General features: G+C 57.3%; 15 protein-coding genes and 2 pseudogenes. 1 reads left to right on the plus strand and 16 read right to left on the minus strand.

Annotated features, from left to right (window positions below):
• Positions 1-23: 23 nt before the first annotated feature.
• On the plus strand, positions 24-440 hold the full coding sequence (locus A3A9_RS0137910; RefSeq protein WP_027033298.1) for a GNAT family N-acetyltransferase: 417 nt from the start codon (positions 24-26) through the stop codon (positions 438-440).
• A 434-nt stretch (positions 441-874) separates the two neighbouring features.
• Here the strand turns inward: A3A9_RS0137910 and A3A9_RS46465 are convergent, their stop codons facing one another.
• The 16 genes and pseudogenes from A3A9_RS46465 to A3A9_RS0137995 form a co-directional block, all read right to left on the minus strand.
• Complete coding sequence (locus A3A9_RS46465; protein ID WP_342355840.1) at positions 875-1,105, minus strand: M20/M25/M40 family metallo-hydrolase; 231 nt, start codon at positions 1,103-1,105, stop codon at positions 875-877.
• The gene (locus A3A9_RS45550; protein ID WP_169627230.1) at positions 1,047-1,265 is read right to left on the minus strand and encodes a hypothetical protein; all 219 of its coding nucleotides are present in this window, start codon (positions 1,263-1,265) and stop codon (positions 1,047-1,049) included. Before A3A9_RS45550 ends, A3A9_RS46465 begins: the two co-directional genes overlap by 59 nt.
• Positions 1,266-1,649: 384 nt before the next feature.
• Entirely contained in the window at positions 1,650-1,907 is a 258-nt protein-coding gene (locus tag A3A9_RS44730) for an MmgE/PrpD family protein (protein WP_027033296.1), read from the minus strand.
• Positions 1,908-2,227: 320 nt separating this feature from the next.
• Entirely contained in the window at positions 2,228-3,565 is a 1,338-nt protein-coding gene (locus tag A3A9_RS0137930; protein ID WP_027033295.1) for an amidase, read from the minus strand.
• The gene (locus A3A9_RS41025) at positions 3,558-3,776 is read right to left on the minus strand and encodes a hypothetical protein (RefSeq protein ID WP_033839217.1); all 219 of its coding nucleotides are present in this window, start codon (positions 3,774-3,776) and stop codon (positions 3,558-3,560) included. The genes A3A9_RS0137930 and A3A9_RS41025 overlap by 8 nt, the downstream gene beginning before the upstream one ends.
• An 817-nt stretch (positions 3,777-4,593) precedes the next feature.
• Positions 4,594-5,871, minus strand: coding sequence for an ATP-grasp domain-containing protein (locus A3A9_RS43755; protein WP_080680402.1), 1,278 nt, complete (start codon positions 5,869-5,871; stop codon positions 4,594-4,596).
• Between the two features lie 462 nt (positions 5,872-6,333).
• Positions 6,334-9,033 (minus strand): lyase family protein, encoded by a 2,700-nt coding sequence (locus A3A9_RS0137945; RefSeq protein WP_027033292.1) that lies wholly within the window; start codon positions 9,031-9,033, stop codon positions 6,334-6,336.
• Positions 9,020-9,979 (minus strand): cysteine synthase family protein, encoded by a 960-nt coding sequence (locus A3A9_RS0137950; RefSeq protein ID WP_224713160.1) that lies wholly within the window; start codon positions 9,977-9,979, stop codon positions 9,020-9,022. The genes A3A9_RS0137945 and A3A9_RS0137950 overlap by 14 nt, the downstream gene beginning before the upstream one ends.
• 121 nt (positions 9,980-10,100) lie before the next feature.
• A complete protein-coding gene (locus tag A3A9_RS0137955; protein ID WP_027033290.1) occupies positions 10,101-11,150 on the minus strand; it encodes a hypothetical protein in 1,050 nt (349 codons plus the stop codon).
• Between the two features lie 352 nt (positions 11,151-11,502).
• Positions 11,503-11,824: pseudogene (locus tag A3A9_RS46240) on the minus strand (transposase); the annotation flags it as partial.
• A gap of 60 nt (positions 11,825-11,884) precedes the next feature.
• On the minus strand, positions 11,885-12,583 hold the full coding sequence (locus A3A9_RS0137960; protein ID WP_027033289.1) for a class I SAM-dependent DNA methyltransferase: 699 nt from the start codon (positions 12,581-12,583) through the stop codon (positions 11,885-11,887).
• A gap of 1,597 nt (positions 12,584-14,180) precedes the next feature.
• Positions 14,181-14,340 (minus strand): annotated as a pseudogene (locus A3A9_RS46245) (IS110 family transposase); the annotation flags it as partial.
• Positions 14,341-14,403: 63 nt separating this feature from the next.
• Complete coding sequence (locus tag A3A9_RS0137975; RefSeq protein ID WP_027033287.1) at positions 14,404-15,579, minus strand: M24 family metallopeptidase; 1,176 nt, start codon at positions 15,577-15,579, stop codon at positions 14,404-14,406.
• Positions 15,580-15,978: 399 nt separating this feature from the next.
• Positions 15,979-16,242 carry a hypothetical protein gene (locus tag A3A9_RS0137985; RefSeq protein WP_027033286.1) on the minus strand — a complete coding sequence of 88 codons (264 nt, stop codon included), beginning with the start codon at positions 16,240-16,242 and terminating at the stop codon, positions 15,979-15,981.
• Between the two features lie 219 nt (positions 16,243-16,461).
• On the minus strand, positions 16,462-17,796 hold the full coding sequence (locus tag A3A9_RS0137990; protein WP_027033285.1) for an MmgE/PrpD family protein: 1,335 nt from the start codon (positions 17,794-17,796) through the stop codon (positions 16,462-16,464).
• Positions 17,797-18,049: 253 nt separating this feature from the next.
• Positions 18,050-18,617 (minus strand): M24 family metallopeptidase (locus tag A3A9_RS0137995; protein WP_027062613.1); only part of this gene is annotated, 568 nt, incomplete at its 5' end.

Here is an 18,617-nt window from a genome sequence, read left to right on the forward strand (position 1 = left end):
AGACGTTTCTGAAAGGAGATGGTGTGCCCGAGCCCCCTAAAATCCTTTACGCTAGCGAGCCGGACCTCGATGCCGCTGAGTTCTGCCGAGTGTTGGTGGAATCCGGCTTCGGGGGAGGCCATGGAGAGCTGCGGCTGAAGGCGATGCTTAGCCATGCCGATCTAGTGCTGACGGCGCGGCTCGACCGGCGCGACCGGAAACTGGTCGGAGTTCTCCGCGGCGTCACCGACTTCTTTTGGGTCTGCTATATCTCCGAGCTCGCCGTCTCGAAATCGGCGCAAGGGCTTGGCATCGGCAAGGGCCTGGTTGGCGACGCGCGCCGGCAGCTCGGACCTGTCGTCGCAATGGCGTTGATTTCCGAGCCCGACGCTGTAGGCTTCTATGAAAGGATCGGCATGACGCGCATACCAGCCGCGTTCTGGTTTTCGCGTGAGTGTTAGCCTGAAAAATTCACGGCGGGTTGGCGGATGTGGTTCAAGCCATTGAAATGACCTAGGGTTTGGTTGGTAAGGCCGATCCGAATCATTTCCGGAGACCACACCCGCCATGAATGGTCTTACGCTGCCACTGAGCGGCTTGTCATCTGTCGGCGGCAATTCCGTCGTAGCCCGTTTCGACGGCGGCATGCTGTGGTCAGACAGTGGCGTTCTGTCTCCTAGCGAGGCTCGCGGAAAAGCACCCAACAGCTGCCACATCGCCGTTTCAGGCCGCCAAAACCTCATCGCCGTCGATCTTGAGCCTTCGGGCGACGTCATAGCCCGAAACCAAGCCTGCAAGGCGCCACGGAGTTCCGGCTGTGCGTCCGATCGGTAATGTTTACCCAGGTGGTGCGGATGACGCTCGCTTCAATCGGCCAGAACCGTCTCGATCAGGTTCACCCAATACCCGATGCCGTAGGGAAGGCTTCGTCGTTGAAATCATATGCCGGGTGGTGCACTGAAGCCGTCGGTCCATTCCCAAGGAAAACGAGAGCGCACGGCCGCGCCTCAAGCATGTAGGGGAGTTCCTTCCCTCCCATGCTTGGTCTCAACTTATCGTTCACGGCTTCAGACCCGACGATGCTGCATGCCGCCTTGACCGCCAATTTTGTCGTGTCGACGACCACGGCACAGGCCGGCCCAGTTTACCGACACATGGAGTTCGCGCGGCAATGCCTTTGGCCTGGACGTCCAGTTGATTTCGACCACCGACGCTTGGGCCAGTTCTCCGTGGTAGGGCCGAATGCGCGCAAGCTGATCGAACGCGTTGTCGACCGCTTCGATCACTTCAAAGCTTAGATCTGGTCCTCGGTGGTCGCGTACAATCTCGCCTTCACCCCGTCTCAGACCGGGCTGACGCCACTGATCGGGCCGTGCTCAGGGTACGCCGGCGAGTGCCGGGCGATAACCTATGCTCGCGTCACCGCGGCAAGTACTCGGGCGCGCCACCTGACGAAGACGAAGAACGCCCTGACCGCCCTGCCAAAGGCCGACGGCGTCCACCGACACGGACGGTGCGCATGGTGATGGATGATCTCCGCATCTTCGATCCGATCTTCTGCGGATAACATCACCTCCATCATAGCCTGGCGATCTACGACACGCTGTTCGCAAGCGAAGCTTATGACCCAGCCGCAAATGGTGGGGAAGTAGCTGCGGCAACCCCATAGCCTACCCAGCGCCCAGTGGCATATGTATCGATTGTTTCCGCAGGCCGAGAGCTTGCCACACGCAGGGCGATTTGTATCCGAGCGCGATTGCAGCCATTGTCTCAGAGGTCGACGCCCACTCCCAGGCGGCGGGAATAACGCCTGCGCCGGCGTGGCCCTCCGCGCCGCGGTGACCTTCGTCGATATCCAGCGCTCTCGCTGCAGCGCTATTTGCCATCGCGGCGCCGACGACACTAGAGTGTTCGTCTATCAACCACATGGTTACGGAACCTTCGCCGTAAGCATCCAGTGCTGGACCTTATGGCTGCATTGGCCAACGGTGATCGCAGGCTCGCAGCGGCAGCGCACAATGAGCGCGGCAATTCCACAAGTTGCAAGACAACCGTTAAGCCGGCTCACAGCGTAGGCGCCGCCAAATGATGTGATCACAAATTGGTCATGCCCCAAATTGGGTCAGCAAACGAATGCCAGACCGGCGAGCGCATCGCCCGAAAGGAATTGGTGACGTGAATTGTCTTCAGTCTTGTCTGGATACTCCGCTCATTTGCCAAAGTGCTTGAACGAACTGCCTCGCAGCGGTCAGGATCTACACGCCCTGCATACATTCTCGAGAATGAGGGCGATCCCGAAGAGCTGGGAATCGGAGCCGGGCGATCCAACAATCTGCACAGCGACGGGTAGGCCGCCGCTCGGCGAGGCGACCGGCAACACTAGTGCCGGCGCACCTACCAGATTGAAGAAAGAAGTGAACAGCGTCAGCGCGTTGCCAAGCGGAATAGTCTGCCCCGCAATGTCTACGTCGACGGTCCCGACCTGCGGCGCCATGATCGGACACGCCGGCGTCAGCAGGACATCAAACATCTGCATGGCCTGCGCAAACGCTCGCCTGTAAGTTCCCAGCATGCGCTTACACTGGATGTAGCTTTCTGCAGATAGGAACTGCCCCAACACCATGCCGCCGCGCATGTCAGCACCGAATCGATCGCGGGCGCGGGCGCGATTGGGGCCGTGATAGGTAAGTGTCTCGGCGAGCTGAATTGTCAGCGAGACCGTGCGGGCTACGGACTGGTCTGGGAGTTCGATCGCGCCAAACATTGCCCCCAAACGTCGCATGTGCCCCTTCGTCGCGAGGAACGCGTCTTGCACCGGCTCCTCGCATTTTTCCTCGAAGCCCTCGACCAGCGCAACCCTCAGCGCCGCACTGGGTTGCGTCGCCGGCGGGAGCTTCGCGATGTGCCTGACGACAAGCTCCAGGTCCTCAACTGATGTCGCGAGTACGCCCGCATGGTCCAACGACCAGCAATAGGGGATGACGCCATCGAGACTGATCAGGCCATAGCTCGGTTTGTACCCGGCGATGCCGCAGAGCGCGGCCGGAACGCGAACCGAGCCGCCGGTATCCGTGCCGAGCGCGAACGGCACGATGCCGGCCGCCACGGCCGCTGCGGAGCCGCTGCTCGAGCCGCCAGCGAGCCTTGTCTCGTCATGGGGGTTGACGACCGTTCCGGCCCAGCGGTTCTCGCCGGTCGCGCCATAGGCGAATTCGTGGAGGTTCGTTTTCCCGATCAGGGCCGCCCCCGCCGCGTCGAGCATGCAAATGGCTGCCGCCGACGTGTCCGGCACATTGTTCTCTAGCACCCTGCTGCCACCGGTGGTTCGGATGCCGCGCGTTTCGAACATGTCCTTCGCGGCGTAAGGAATTCCGTCAAGCGGGCCTAGGACGCGGCCCGCCCTTCGGCGTGCATCGGACTTCCCTGCTTGTTTTAGCGCGTGGTCAGCGGCCACCGTAATGAAGCTGCGCAACGAGGAATTGGTCCGTTCGGCCGCAGCGATGCATTCTCTGACAATCTCCACCGCGGACCGGTTGCCGCCCTCGAGTGCGGCGACGATCGTCTTGATTGACCTTGAATCAGTCATGACCAGAGTGTGATGCTTGCGCTACGCCGTCCGGCGCGATATGACCCAGGTCCCTGGCGACGATACTGCGCAAATCCGAGAGCAAGCTCTCGAAGCTGGAGACGATCCCGAAAGGAGACGTCGCCAACTGCTCAAGATCGCCGTCAACCCATTGGTTGCCAAGAAACTCGGCGTTGATGGACTTCAAGGTCTCCAGACGCGGTTTTGCCATCGTTCCTCTCTCACACCACGGCAAGGTCGTGACCCACATCATACCGACATCGATCGCCCGCTTGAGTTGCGGCGCCTCTGGGAAGGGCTGACCAACCGGCTGCCCGGTGTGGTAGCCGACGGAGAATGACCTCCTCGGCTGCCGTGGACTGCCTCGCACGTGAGGCCGGCCCTGATCGCCGCCAGCGCCGGCCGGCGGCGCCGCCACGGCGGTCTAATAGCCCCACACTTGCCGGTCACGTCGCCGATGATTTGCAGATTGTAGCTCATCGGCGACGCGAACCAGCGGGCGTTGTCGTCCGGAAGCGACGCGGCTTTGCGCGTGTCGGCCGCCATAGCCGCAAGCGCGACCTTGGGGCCTTTTCATTTCGGTCCTACTTCTGGTAATGAAACGCTACGGTGTTTCGCTCAGTTGCTCGAACTAAGGTGCGGAGCATCATGGGGCATTTCCTCTGTGCTTTCTCCACGGTCGATGTGATGCCGATGGGCATTTAGTACCTAAATCACCTTGCCGCCTTTTGATCTGAACCAGAGCAACACCCCACCTTGGGCAATCTGGGCAGGGATTGCGTTGCGCTGGCAACACACGACCGCATCGAAGCCCGATGAGCTTAAACCTAGTGGCCGGAAGCGCCAACGCGAGCGATCAGTCGGACGTCACGACCGCCGTATATTCGCCGACGCTCGCCGCATAAGCGCCGCCTCATTCCGCGGATCAAGCGCCACCTCCGGGATTCTGCACGGGCAGCTGAGGTATCACCATCGACCTGTGTCTCTCTCCTGCTCTCAATTGAACCAAGTTCGGCGAACATCATTCCCTAATCAGGCCTTACGTGCGCCGGTGCAGCGGAGGAAGGGACGCAGTTACCTGAGGCCGGAAAAGGTGCGATCGACCAACTTATTAAGTCGACGGCATGCTGAAGTATAGCCGCAGTCTGAGCACGGCCGGGTGAAGTGGCAATGACATGTCCGATGCGGTCTCGGAAGTCGCCCTTCCTGACGATCGGCGTCTTGGGTTTAATGTACAATTTCACCTCGGCGACACCTGGTACAGCAGCGGCCCGACCGTCGCCATGGATCCAATCGAGTACGCCATCGCGATCTGCATCCAGGCACTGCGAGGCCGCAATGTGCGAATGCCTTCTGCGCAAATCCCATGCGTCGCCGATGACAAGTTTGATGTGCTCCGTGATGAGATCGATTCCGTAAGCCGCTTGAACCAGCCGAGGACTGGTTCCACCCGCAAGGCGCGGATTGACTTCAATGACGACTGGGCCCCGCTTCGTCCACCGGAGTTCAACTGTGGTTGGCCCCCAGCCAAGACCGAGAGCTCGCAAACAGCTCAGCGAAACATCTGCGATACGCCTATGCTCGTCACCAGTCAGCGGGGCCGGGCAGGTCAAATGACGGAAGACAAAATACGGTGGAGGGCCGAAGTCGCCGGCCTCAATTCCAATGACCTCATTTCCCATTATGTCAACGCCATAGAATGGCCCTCGTGCGAATTCTTCGATGAGTATCCTCGGCGAAGACCGCCATATGTGTTTCCCGTTCAACAGATAGGCCGTATGTTCGGCCAGCTCATCGATGTTGCGGCACAATCGGACTCCGCTGCTGCCGCTACCTACGGCTGGCTTAAGAACCACCGGCAGGCCGATCTCTGCGGCAGCGCATTCTACGTCTATCGCATTCGCCGCCAACCGATAAGCAGGTATTGGAACGCCGGCCTTCTCGAGGAGCTGACGTTGCGTGAATTTGTCGCAGCATCGTTCAATCGATGCGGGGTTCGGTCCCGGTAGATCGAAATGCCGGCAGAGCTTGCCGATTGTCGCAGAGACCGACTCGTCGGAGCCCGTAAAGCCAGTAATGCCAGCAATGTCATACGTCGCACCCAGCCGAGAACATTCGTGGATCAGCGCAGAGAGATTGTCTGTATCGACATGAATTGCCTCAATGCCTTCCGCCGCAAGATAGTCGTACTGAGTTGGATCAGCCGACAGGGTAATTGGATGAACACCAAGACACTGAGCCGCTTTCACGTATAGGAGACCAATACTCCTATGACCTTCAACTAGGATGAGCGCTCTTCTTGCCATTGGCTGTTGTCTCCGACCTTGGGTGCTGTGCGGCAGTCCGAGCTAGATCGGCATCAGCTTTAGCAGTGCCTGATCTCAGACGTTGTGGTGAACGTACCATCGTCAGCGATTTCCGGTCGCAAAGATTTCGTAAACTTATTTTAAGGCTCTGTTGCAACGTTCTGATTTGCCGGCGTGTGGCACGGACCGTCGGCCAATTTCCGGGGGGTGTGATGTTCAAGGAATGCCACTTTAATCAGTCAGTCATCCTACTTTGCGTAAGCCGGTGCCTGACCGTATCTAGTGCGACTGGTCTAGCCTCTCATGTTCCCTGTCCAGGTTGAAATCGCCGCATGGAACACCGGCGAAACGATAGTGGCCGCCCGCATCAACCGGATGTTCTCAACCGAAAGGCGCGCCTCAAAATGGCCCGGGCCTATCCAGAGCCGGTGCGCTTTGCTACCATCCATTTTTTCCACTGTGTCAGGGGGATAGACGGCCGTCGATCAGTTCTTTCACCCTCCGTTTGCGGTACATCTCGGCGCTCGCCCAGCGTTCACGTATCTCTGCGCATTTAAGCTGAGTTTCCCGAAAGAGTGACCTTGCTACAGAAAGCTGGGCGTCCGTTGATGCTTTGGCGGGTCCTCCGCCGAATTCCAGAGCCTCCCTGCATTCCTCTGGGCTCGCCGGCAACACACCGCCCAGATGGCAGGCCAGCTCGCCTCGGCGATTGGCAAGGCAACTATCCTGCGACAGGCGTGCCGCGATCTCGCCAATTTGTGTATGGGCACTCCTGAAGGGAACTCCCCGCACCGCCATTCGTTCGGCGGCAACAGTTGTCATCGCCAAACCGTCTTCCAGATTCTCGAGCATGGCACTAACGTTGAAAGACATGAACTTCACGATGAGCGATGTCAGGATGATGGCCCGCTTCAGAGCACCTTCAGCAAGGCTGATTGGAGAGCAACCGTAGTTACTTGATTCGATCGAGTTGCTGAAAGGCGCTTTGCAGGTTGCAGATGCCGCAGAAACGTATGCGCCCATCACGGTGCTTGCAGACCCTTTGATATGCTCAAGAAGATATGGGTTCTTCTTTTGAGGCAACATGGAAGAGCCCCCGGCAAGATTGCGTGGAACATCGATGAGGGCGAACTCGCGAGTCGTCCAAACCTGCAGATCCTGGGCTACGCGACTAAGCAAAATTGAGACACTCGTGAAGAGCGAAAGGCCATTTAGATGGAGATCTCGGCTTGCGACCGCATCAAGAGAGTTGAACGAAGGCAGTTCGAAGCCCAGCAGGCTCGCGGTTTCTAAAGGATCTATTGGCATGCTGGTTCCCCCACCGGCACCCGCGCCCATAGGGCAACTCCTGATCTCCTCCAGCAGGCAATGAAGTCGCTGGCGCTCGCGCGCGAGAGCAAAGAAGACTCCTAGCAGGTAGTGTCCCGGGGAGCCTGGGAGTGCGATTTGGTACTGACTATAGAGCGGGGCCACAAGGTTCGATGCCTCTTCGGCTCGCTGAAGAAGGGCATCCTGCGCAATTCCTATCTCCCGCGAGACGGAGCACACGGCTTCCCGAAGAACCAGCAGAGAAATTGTCGCGTTCAAGTCGTTACGAGACCTCGCTAGATGTAGCCATCCTGCCCTGTCTTCGCCTGCTCTGGCCGCAAGTTCGGCCTCATAGGCAAGATAAAGGCCACGCGGAGCATCACGGCCATCCAAGGATTTGAAGCCTTCGCCTTGGAGATCCAAAATAGACGTAAGCAAGTCTGCGGCTACAGCTTGGCCGACCAAGCCGTGATCAGCGAGCATCACAAGATGCGCTTCGTCGATGGCAGCCTGGAATTGCAGGACCCGACCATCCCGCGAAATTTCGATGGGCGGGGCGAGCAGCTTCATTGCTTCAGGATGCAAGGTCCATGTTGGCTCACTTGACCCGGCGTCTCGACTGTTGTCCGGTTTGCGAGCAAGTGTTTCTATGTCAAGCATAATGGAATCAATCATGCGTTCAGCTGCTGAGGCAGCCATATTTACTTCATCGGCGACGCCCACTGCATAGGCCACTCGGTCTCTGAAATCGCCATTGATTTGTATATCCTCTCCCTCAGATTTCAGAAGGCCCGCCTCGGGCGTGTTTGGCCCTAGAGTTTTAAAGAAAACCAAGCGTTTGATCTTGCCAGACCGGTGAGCAAGCTTGAAACGAATTGCTGCGGATTTCTTGCTCGCTCGAAGCGGTACGAACGCTTCACCGGAGTAAAGCTTGATCATCATGTCCGGGATGGACGTGCCCAAGGCGTGCGAGAGCATAACCGGAATCATCCCTCCAGCCAGCCTGGGATTGACCTCAATGATGACCGGGCCGGACTCCGTTATGACGAATTCCACATGAGCCGGTCCGAAGTCCAGACCCAATGCCGAAACTGCGCCTGCAGCAAAAGAGGCCAGTTCGTGTCGCGACGGCTCCGGAAGCGGGGCCGGAAAGTCGTGCCCAATCTCAACGAAGCAGGGCGCCGCCCCCTTGTGCTTGGCAATAATGCCAAGGCAGTGCAGCGATCCGTTGTATGCGATGATTTCTGCAGAGTATTCCTGACCTTCAACGTATTGCTGGATGAGGATTTCCGGGCTGCGCAAATCTACTTGGTCAAGCAACACTCTCTTTGCTCCCTCGAACGCCTCTACGACTTCTGAGGTGTTTTCGCAAAGGCGTACACCGCTGCTGCCGCTTCCGGAGACCGGCTTCACAACGACGGGAAAAATAGTTTGAACAAGAGCCTTCTCTACGTCTCTGATGGAGCTGACCAGCCGAGTTTCAGGCACTGAAATGCATTGTCGTTGCAACTCGGTCACTTGTTTCCATTTGTTCCGGCAATTAGCTATCGCCTCCGGACGTGCCGCTGGCAGCCCGATCGCCTTCGCGACTCTGGATGCTGATTCTACAAAATAGTCGGACGATGAAAATATTCCTGCCAGCCCTGTCAGTTTGGCGGCGAACCGGATGATTTCATCTGGATTACGCGTTTCAGCTTCAATTACTCGCGCACCGCACACCTTTAGGAAGGGGTAGCGGCTGGGATTTCGCGTAACGAGATAAGGTTCAAAACCCAAAACCCTAGCTCGCTTCATCAATAGCTCACCAGTACCAGTCGTGTTGCTTTCCACGAAAAGAAAACTATTCTGGTCCATTACAGCCTTCCAACGCGCTCAAGACAGCCTCCCGGGTTTTGCGCTTCCAACGATATCGGTTCCATGGCGGGAGAGCAGTCGAGGGATGCTCCTCGCTAGCTGGAGCGTCCAGAAGAACACCTTCAAGCACACATTCGTTTTGCCTGAGCCACTCCTGGTCGTACACAGCTTCAGCGTAGCGGTGGCCTTCATCAGGGCATATGACCACAACGGTTTCCTCTGGGTGCTGTCGGGCGCGCCAGCGCCCTACGATATAGCTCGCGCCTGAGGTAGGACCGGCAAAAATGGCGTGCCGCTCGTGGAGGGCCTGCGTTGCAGCAAACGCAAGCGAAGCCGACGTGAAATGTACCTCATCGTACAGTTCATGCTTCACGTTCTTTGGGACGAGGCTGTTCCCCAGTCCTCGCAACTTCCGTTCGCCGTCCAACTGGCCAAAAATGACACTGTTGAATGTATCCACCCCAATCAGGCGGGCCCCAAGGGCCTTCTGGCGCAAACGCTCTATTGTTCCGCAAGTAGAGCCGCCTGAACCAACAGAGCCAACCAATGTCACATCGGCGCCAAGCAATTCCGAGATCTGGTCAGCGAAACACCGGTAGGCTGCCGGGTTGTCTGGTGTTTCGTACTGCCGGGGCCAGAAATGGGACTCACCCAATTGCCTCATCCTGGCATGCATGGCGTCGAGGCGGCTTCTCTGATACCCGCCCTCCTTTGCCTTTTCAGTTATAATGAAAACCTCCGCACCTAAGGATCTTAGCCTATTTTCCAGTCCCTTATCCATCACTGGGTCGGTGAATATCTCGAGTGAAAATCCATATTCCCTGCACACTACAGCCAATCCCAGCGCAAAGGTTCCGCTAGATGTCTCCAACACTATCGTGTCATGCGTCAGAGTCCCTCGAGCCACTGCTTGTCCGATAATATACTTGGCCGGGAGAAGCTTCATGAAAGCAAACTGCGCGAGATATAGGTTCGAGCCACACCGAATAATGCGGGGGAGCGCATAGGCCGCAGAATACTGAGAAAATGGCAGGGGCGTGCGATCAAGGTTCATGTGGTCAACGCCGCTAGTTCATCGTTAGATATATCTTTGGCGATTTGCCGAACAGCGACACATGGTGGACCACGGACCGGAGTTTCTGCGAGAATTCAGGCGCCCTTCGATCAAGCATTATCCCAGTCATGGTACCGCTGTGCGCGACTATGACCCCGAGGGCACCTGTGCCCTCCGATGCTTTCAGCATCGAGTTCAGATACTTTTTCGGAGCCCGCTGCTGATGTAGGAGCGCGCTGGCTGTGGCTATTCTGCCCATAGTGACCGTGTCACCTTGCGGAATGGCTATGCGCGCGCGATCGAGCAATTCACAATACTGCGCTCTCTGACTAGCGTTGATTTCACCTCGACGTTGATCATAGTGCATGGTTTCGACCGTACCTCCTTCATCGATCCCAACCACGGCGAGCGGTGGCATTTGTCCGAGGAAAGATAAAAGGCTACATGATCGCTGGTGATATGCGACCACTCCGGGATACATCACCCCGTCAGAGGGCTCGATCTCCGCCATTAGTTTCTCCATCAATGATGTCCGCACTCTGAGTTTGAAGCTGGAGGCGATCGACCGTGCGGTCGCCACAAGATCCGCAGACGAACTTGCAAGTCCCTTGCCTTCCGGTAGCTCAGATTGCAGAATGAGGTCTCCTCCCGAGACGCCGAGCGCAATCACGAGATTCTCGGCCAGTCGTTGAGCTTTGATTTTGTGTGGCGGGTAGACGGTTACAGATCGGGTGCCTGTGATGGGCATAAATTTGGCCCGTGCAAAGAGCGCGATGGGCATCGTGACCAAGAAATGGGAATCATGAGAATGGGGACTAACCGGCAACTGGCCTTGAAGTAACTCGCCAAATGTGCCGCAGCAAAGTGCAACACCGTCACCGGAATGGACCCTGGGCTGCCCGTTCTGCAGGGCAACCTCAGCCGCCGCTTCGGCATCGAACCTCTGGTGAAGCATGTATGGCCTCCAAAGCTCATCGGCCGCCGCTTCATTAATTTTTGTCATATCGAGACTCGCCGAGCATCCCGAAGGAGCGACGCGATAGGTGGAATCCTGGTTCACCATGGCACTCCGCTCAAATCGAGGAGTGTGAGACTTGAGCCATCTGGGCAAGAACGTGCTTCAGTTGGATCTGACACTAGCTTGTTGCCTGTATAAAACGACTTCAGGGTTACTTTGACATTGTATGGCGTTAAAGGGTGCAAACTTCTGTTAAGTTTCTTGAAGGATCTGTTGCAACCTTTGAAAGCGAAGCACCTTGCGGGTTGGGCCCGCCGAGATTTGTCGCCTGATTTGCGAGGAGCACAGGCCTATGAAGTGGGACAACAGCGATGCCGGTCATCAAGACGGTTACGAAGGTGACCATTATTGCGTGTTGATGTGATTACTGGTGTGGCAGGCGCGCAACCCTCGTTAGACTGTTGTCGACGATCAAAGCGCGGATCGGTCCCTACGCTCAACGGCCGGCAGAACCTGCGCCCGCACGATGCCAAGCACGGCATTGTCCGACCAGTCGCTCTTCGCCACGACGTGATGCGGAGACTGGGGCGTAGCCTGGACACGACCAAGCTCCACCGCGCCGCCATCGGCTCAACGCTCCTCCGCTCGCCCAGCAAAAAGCAGCAGCCCCGTGCTGGCGCCACCCGGTCAGTTTGACCCAGTGCCGAGACGAGCGTCTCGACATTAGCAGCAAAACGCGACTCTCTCGTTTCGTTCTTCGTTTCCGTCCTGGAGGCCATTGCTCCGTCCTCCTCGCTGCCCTTGTGTTGGCATCGGCGTCACTCGGGCAGATCGGCAGGTCATCGTCGCTGCTTTGTTGACTTCTCGAGCACTCGCAAAGCCCAGTAATGCGCATCCTCGCCATCGAGGAATCTGCCGTCGTTCAAACACTGTGCCGGCGCAAGGACGCTCGCCTCCTGCAGACGCAGCACCTCGTCTTCAAACGACATTGCCTGCGTATAGCTCTTGCAGGTGCTAGCAATTACGAATCCGTTCGGTCGCGTGAGGCGCGAAAGCTCGCGCAGCCCATCCGGGTGGACATGTCCAAGTGTGAAGACGCCGCAGCAGACAATCATATCATAGCTCGCGCTCGCGTATTCTGAGAGGGACCTGTTTAGGTCAATCTCGCCTTCAACGTGGCGATAAACCCCGGTTTGGCGCGCCATTTCGGCCATTGTTTCCGAGAGATCGAAGCCGACGATGAAGCGGAAGCCGATATGGTCCAGTTGCACGCCAACCAAGCCTGTACCGCACCCCGCGTCTAGAACTGCGGTGGCTGCTCTATCACCGCCAATATACGCAGCCTGTAAGGCGCCCGCCATTTCTGCCACGATCGAGGGGCCGCTGTAGCGTTCGCGGTCCATATCCAACTCGTAGGAGTCTGCCCATTCAAAATAGTGCTGCGCCAATAGATTGGCGTCACCCTTGAGCGCATGTGACGCCTTAATCCGCATTTGCGCAGCTTGTCGGAGTGCGTTCTGTTTATCAACGGCGCTCATGTATTCTCCGCTAATGTGTGAGCTGGCCAGTTTCCGCTACGACTTGTCTGCCGAGAATTTCGCCCGGACCGCCGCAGATCAGGCAGGATCCGCCACTAATTCCAGCATCTCTCAAGAAAGGCAACCTCCTTTGATCAATATATATTTCTATCTTTCGATTTTCACCTGATTTCTTGTTAAACTTTTGCTATTATTTTTCATTGTTGTTGTCACATTAAATGATCGGGCCCGTCCAGGCCTTGAGGTGAATTTAGCTAATTCCGATGCCCGAACGCTTTGGGATACAGTTCAAGTTTTTCTCCCGTGACCTCAACGGAAACCAGAAGAAAAATCGCGTAGTGACCATCCCGCTGGCTCGAAGAGCGTGGCCAATTGATTCTGCGACTCAATCGCGCGGGGGGAGCGGCCGCAAAGCAGCTTCGTTCGGTGCCGAACCTGTTCAATCGCTTTGGTGAAATTCCTTGCAGTCCGACTAGAAACTCAAACTGGGACGCGTGCGTAGTATGACTGATGCGGCGTAGAGGAAGGTCCCGGCGAGGCGATGGTGGCCTCGAAGTTCTTGGCAAGGTAGCGGATCCGGTTGATCGAATCGAAGAAACGCTCGAGCGCTGTCGATCACCGCCGCCGAAGGGCTGGCCTCGGCCGACCTACTCGCGGTCTTTCATGACCAGATGATGGTTGAGCGTCTCGACAAGCTCTCGCGGCGAAAGCGGTGGAACCGGCCGCAAACTATGCTTCTTGGCGGAATCATTGGGCAGCAGAAGCTGGGTGGAGCTTGCCTGCGGATTTCGCAAAAGCGGGACAAGGGTTTCGCTAACTGGCCCTCAATGCCCGACCGAGAAAGACGCTGGTTTGGAAAACGCCAGAGAGGCCCTTGACGTGCTGCTGCCATGAGTGAACACAATCGGTGTTGCAATGACCATTTGAATCCGCCTTACACGCCGCGGTCAGAATGGTGGATTATCGGCGGTAATGGAAGACTTGAAACCGATTGACTTCAACACGCCGAATAGAGAAGTCCCGGTATTTTCTGGAGCGGATTGAGTTTGAAGCGTTTGGGCTGAGAGGCACATGCCTTGCAGATAAACTCCCTACGGCGTGAGGGTCTTGAGCCTACGCCCGTAGCTGTAGGCGGCGACTGTCGCGTTGCCTCAAGGAAAATGTTACTGCGCTGCTTGGTTGCCTCACCTAAAATGTTACCCGTGAAGAGGAATACCGCCATGAGGCTCTCACCACGATGGAGGCATCATGACGGCGAAGATGACGCATGCTATTCGCATGGTGTCTTCAATGGGGTCAGGGTTCGCTATGCGGCCGCAGCGAACAAGGGCAAGGGCAGGGTCTTGGAGTGTGAATCGGCCTTTAATTGCGGGTGGTTGTCAATCCGAGTTTCGCTCTCATCGCCGGGGTCATGGTCCTTTCCGAGGTCGAATGCCTCATGATCATGTTCGGGTTGGGCGCCTCAACGTGTGCAACGAGGTTCGAAGTCGACGTCAGCCGATTCAACGAGGTCACCACAAGCACCGTCCCGGCGGGACATCACGGGTTCCGGAAACAGGCCCGCGATTGGGATCGAGTGCAGATCTGTCAGTTCGCCGCCCCACTCAAAGCTGGTGCCGTCAACCCAGAGGCAGTGGAGCAGAACCGCGATCTTGCGAGCTACCGCCACTTTTGTCTTTTTCATACCTATCCGCTTTGACAGACGAAGGCCCCCACGCCTTCAAAGAAGACCATTTCTTCGTTGCATGCATGAGTAGGCGTCAGGCGTCAGGTCACCCGAATCTCGGAGCCACGTTGTCGTTAAAACTTCGTTGTTTTGCCTACTTAACGAACAGCTGGCGCGGTATTTTGGTCAGGGGTTCGTGCCCGGTCTCGGTAACGACAAACGGTTGAGTAATGGTGATACCGTCGTTCTCGAGCCAAAGCCCCGACATCATATGGAAGCACATACCCGGTCGAAGCACTGTCTTGTCCCCCTTGCGAAGACTGACGGTTTTTTCGCCCACCGCTGGCGGATACCCAAGACCGAGCGAATAGCCGAGACGTGAATCCTTCTCGTGCCCGTGCTTAGCAAGCGTCTTGGCAAACGCGGCGTGGACTTCCTCGGCGCTCTTGCCGGGAGCTACGGCGTCCAGCCCTGCATTCAGAGATTCCACGACGACGTCCGCCAGCTTTTGATAGTTCGGGCTCGGTTTGCCGACGCAAATCGTGCGAGCCAGATTGACCTGGTAGCGATGGCGATTTCCGAAGAGCTCGAGATTGACGATGGTGGACGGTAGCAACGGCTTGTCGGTCCACGCGGCATGCGGAGCCAGAGCCTTCTCGCCGACGCAAAGATAGGGCGGCGAACACGTATAGGTTCCGCCGAACTCGGGCGTACCCGCCATCATCTGATGATAAATGACAGCAGCAATGTCGCACTCCCGGGCACCCGGTTCGATCGTATCGACGGCACGGTACATCATCGCTTCAGCGATACGGCCGGCCTGTCGCATGAGTGCCACCTCGGCCGGGCTCTTCACCAGACGTATCCAGTTCACCAGCAAGTCCGCATCGATGAAGGTGGCCTCAGGCAATGCCTTCATCAGGTCGGAATGTGCACGCGCGGAGTAGTAGTAACCGCCCATTTCGACGCCGACCCTCGTTTTCCGGCCAGCGATTTCCTTCACAATCTCCGCGACGAAGTCATACGGACTGAGAGCCGACTGCACATATGCATCAGCGTAAGTACGGATGCTGTCGTCGGACAGATAAGTGGTCATGAAGGCGGAAATGCCATCCATACCCCGTCCGACCCAAATCGGCTCTTCGCGGTCGAGAGCCACCACCACCATCTGCGGAACGTAAAATGAATAGGCGTCGTAGCCGGTCAAGTAATTGGCGTTGGCCGGCTCGGAAAGCAGAAGGGTGTCTATGTCCCGCTTTTCCATCTCCTTCTTCACGCTCGTCACGCGTGTCGCAAACTCGGACCGCTCAAAATGTAGTTCCTTCTCCATTTCGATCCCTTTTTGATACGCCTTTAGAAGACTATTCAGGACGTCCGGATTCAGAATCCGTCCGGGTCGATTGCCACTTTGATGGCTCGCATTATGGTGCGTTCGCTAGCGCGCCGAAGCGCGGCGGCCAGCGCGATCTTGGACGGGATCGGGCCACGTTTCGGCCGCGAAGCTTCCATCCCTGTCGGATGCGAGTTTCGCCAATGCGAGACCTATCGCCTTGCCCGGTCCTGCAGAATCGGCAGTAGCGAGGGAGGCGTGTGGTGGACGTTGCTGTCGGCCAGATTGCCAAACGGATTGATTCGTGCCCCGGCAAGATTCTCTTCGCACCGGGCAGCCCCATGTCGCCATAGTCGTAGCGCCGACGTCGAGATGGTGCGCCATCACCCGCGAAGTCCACTAAATCATTGTCGATGATGACACGGCCATACATAACCAAATCATTGGTATGGGCACTGCCGAGTGACCCTCCGGCCAGGTGCGAATCGTTTTCAGCACCATGTCGTCGATTCGCCATTCCTCGCTCGCAAGGTGATGATCGAAAATGGAATGCAGGCAGATGCCAGCACAATTGAGGTGGATCGGGATCTTGGCCGGTTCCGCCAGCAGTCGACATTTGGTATCGAACGGCGGGGAGGAGCAGCCCTCCATTTCCTTGATCATGAAGCAGCGTCCAGTATGTACCAGGCGATGTGTGATCTGGCTCACGTGGTTGCTCAGGCTCCGATAAAACAACCCGTTCGATCGCGCCTCGATGGCGTATTATGTGGGCGTGAGTCAACGTCATCTTAATCATCTTTTTGCTAAGCAATACAATCGGTTGCTTGGAAGCAAACCGGAAGATTAGGCTAGCTCCTGCGCCGTGTCTCCGTCGGCGCGTTGTTATTCTAAGTTTCGGGCGTCTGGTGGCAACAGGGCGGTCAGAAGGCGCGGAATGCCTGCAGTTTCAAGGCTAGCTGTCGCCGCGAGGATCTCGTCCTGCCACCGCGGGTGAACGTTCTTTCGGGCGATGTTCTTGAACTTCTCCGCGACCTGGTCGCTGGATAACGAGTTGGCGACATCCCCCAAGGGATGCAGCACGATCATCTCTTCCGGGCCGTTCCCCTGATCGATGACGACGCGGGCAGGCGTTCCTACTGGAAACGCGGAAGCAAAATCGGGCGACGGCTCAAGCTCAATACGCGCGGCCAAGTCGAGAACACGTGCGTCAGCAAGACGCTCCATTTGAAAAGGCTGTAGAGCTTCGCGGCCGTATAAAGCCGCCACCGCGCAGCTAAAATAGAAGCTGTACTGCCCCCCCTCCAACGTGCTGGGCGCGCGCTCGTTTGCAAGGCGCATTGCTTGGGGGAACGTTTCGATGCGCAGCTTGCGGATCTCTTGCCCGTCCCGACGCATGGCAAGGATTGCATCGATAGCCGCGTGGATATAGCGGCAGCATGAATATGGCTTAAGATAGCATTTTTGTACTTCCCACGACGACCCAAGATTGTTTGTCAGGACATGGCGAGTGAAACGATCATTGTCATCAAGAAGATCAAGAGGTCCAGTTGCGGCTGCCCACGCGCGGTAGGCCGCGGTAATACCTGCAACCACGGCAGGGGGGATCCCTTCCTTGATCGTGGTACCCTCGAACTTGGAGCTTGCGGTTAAGAAGACAATTGGTCCTTCGGATCCGGCAATCGCCAATGCATGAGCGGTTTCTGCTGCACCTAAGCCCAGGAGACGGCAAGCTGCAGCTGCAGCGCCGTAGGCGACCCAGCGTCCGGTCGCATACGTATCGATTGTCGTAACCGGACGAGAGCTCGCAATTCGGAGACCAATTTCGTATCCGAGCCCGATTGCAACCATCGTTTCGGGGACCGACGCGTCAACAGCTTGAGCCACTGCCAAGGCCGCGGGAATGACGCCGGCACCAGCGTGACCTCCTGCGCCGCGGTGACCATCATCGATATCCAGTGAGCTCGCGGCAGCGCTATTCGCCATCGCGGCGCCGACCACGCTAGAGTGATCGTCAGTCAACCAAATACTGATCGGGCCTTCGCCATACGCTTCCAACGCCGTCTGTCGGGCGGCATGAGCTAACAGCGATCGCAGGCCCGCAGCTGTGGCACCGATAAGATCTAGCATTAGCGACGAGATTGTACGCCGTGTGGCCGTCGGCAGCGCAGAGGCCGGGTAGCTGCTAACGAAGTTCGCGAGTTCAGTTATCGCTCTCACTTGAGCACTCCTCGTTCTCTGGTGAATGAAATGACCACAAAAAATCTGCATAACTAGTAAGCAATACGGTTCAGTGCCGCGCTCGCTTTGTCTGCCTTGAACTTAGGGCAAGATGATCGGAAGTGCGTCAGCTTTTTCGATTGGCGCAGATAGGGGAGCCGGACAAAAGTAACCTCCTGCCCTCCCTTGTTCTTGTTTACATTGCTAACGATACCTATGACCGGTCGCATGAGTTTAGCCATCTTCTGGGATTTCAGGTGCACGAGAAGAGCTTGCGCTCCATGCAGGTTAGGCGTTCCGGGCCTTGTTCCGTCACCAGCACCATGTCGCTGAAGCCCATCCCGCCTGCCATCATCAGCATATCAAACACCATTCCCGGCTCCAGGACCCATTCCACGCCCGGCACGAACTCGCGGATAAATTCGCCGGCGGAGGGGCGGTAGTTGAGACCAAGCGAATAGCCGGAACGGTTGGTATATGTCTTGCGCAGCCCCGTTGCCAGCAGCGGCTCGCGGCAAGCTCGGTCAATCACACTGGCTGGTGTGCCCGGCCGCATCAACGCGATGGCATCGTCTTGCACGCGGATGATTGTCTCAGCGATGTGCTGCTGCTCAGCGCTGGGCAGCCCAACAATGGCGGTACGCATCAAACGTGCCCAGTAATGTCGATGAATCCCGCTGAGCTCAAGATAGACCGTATCGCCACGCTCCAATTGCCGGTCGGTATAGGATCCGTGTAAAAGATTTGTCCGATTGCCGGAAGTGATGACACCGCTAAGCGGCATTTCCGCCCCGGCGTTCACCAATGCGCCGAACACGGTG

Source organism: Mesorhizobium loti CJ3sym (assembly GCF_000472785.1).
Taxonomy (GTDB): domain Bacteria; phylum Pseudomonadota; class Alphaproteobacteria; order Rhizobiales; family Rhizobiaceae; genus Mesorhizobium; species Mesorhizobium loti_E.

What these genes read in the sequence shown, in the direction of transcription:
- A3A9_RS44730 (WP_027033296.1), bottom strand. Translation starts at nt 1,907, where the DNA reads ATGTGGTTGATAGACGAACACTCTAGTGTCGTCGGCGCCGCGATGGCA.
- A3A9_RS0137930 (WP_027033295.1), bottom strand. Translation starts at nt 3,565, where the DNA reads ATGACTGATTCAAGGTCAATCAAGACGATCGTCGCCGCACTCGAGGGC.
- A3A9_RS41025 (WP_033839217.1), bottom strand. Translation starts at nt 3,776, where the DNA reads ATGGCAAAACCGCGTCTGGAGACCTTGAAGTCCATCAACGCCGAGTTT.
- A3A9_RS43755 (WP_080680402.1), bottom strand. Translation starts at nt 5,871, where the DNA reads ATGGCAAGAAGAGCGCTCATCCTAGTTGAAGGTCATAGGAGTATTGGT.
- A3A9_RS0137945 (WP_027033292.1), bottom strand. Translation starts at nt 9,033, where the DNA reads ATGGACCAGAATAGTTTTCTTTTCGTGGAAAGCAACACGACTGGTACT.
- A3A9_RS0137950 (WP_224713160.1), bottom strand. Translation starts at nt 9,979, where the DNA reads ATGAAGCTTCTCCCGGCCAAGTATATTATCGGACAAGCAGTGGCTCGA.
- A3A9_RS0137955 (WP_027033290.1), bottom strand. Translation starts at nt 11,150, where the DNA reads ATGGTGAACCAGGATTCCACCTATCGCGTCGCTCCTTCGGGATGCTCG.
- A3A9_RS0137960 (WP_027033289.1), bottom strand. Translation starts at nt 12,583, where the DNA reads ATGAGCGCCGTTGATAAACAGAACGCACTCCGACAAGCTGCGCAAATG.
- A3A9_RS0137975 (WP_027033287.1), bottom strand. Translation starts at nt 15,579, where the DNA reads ATGGAGAAGGAACTACATTTTGAGCGGTCCGAGTTTGCGACACGCGTG.
- A3A9_RS0137985 (WP_027033286.1), bottom strand. Translation starts at nt 16,242, where the DNA reads ATGATCAAGGAAATGGAGGGCTGCTCCTCCCCGCCGTTCGATACCAAA.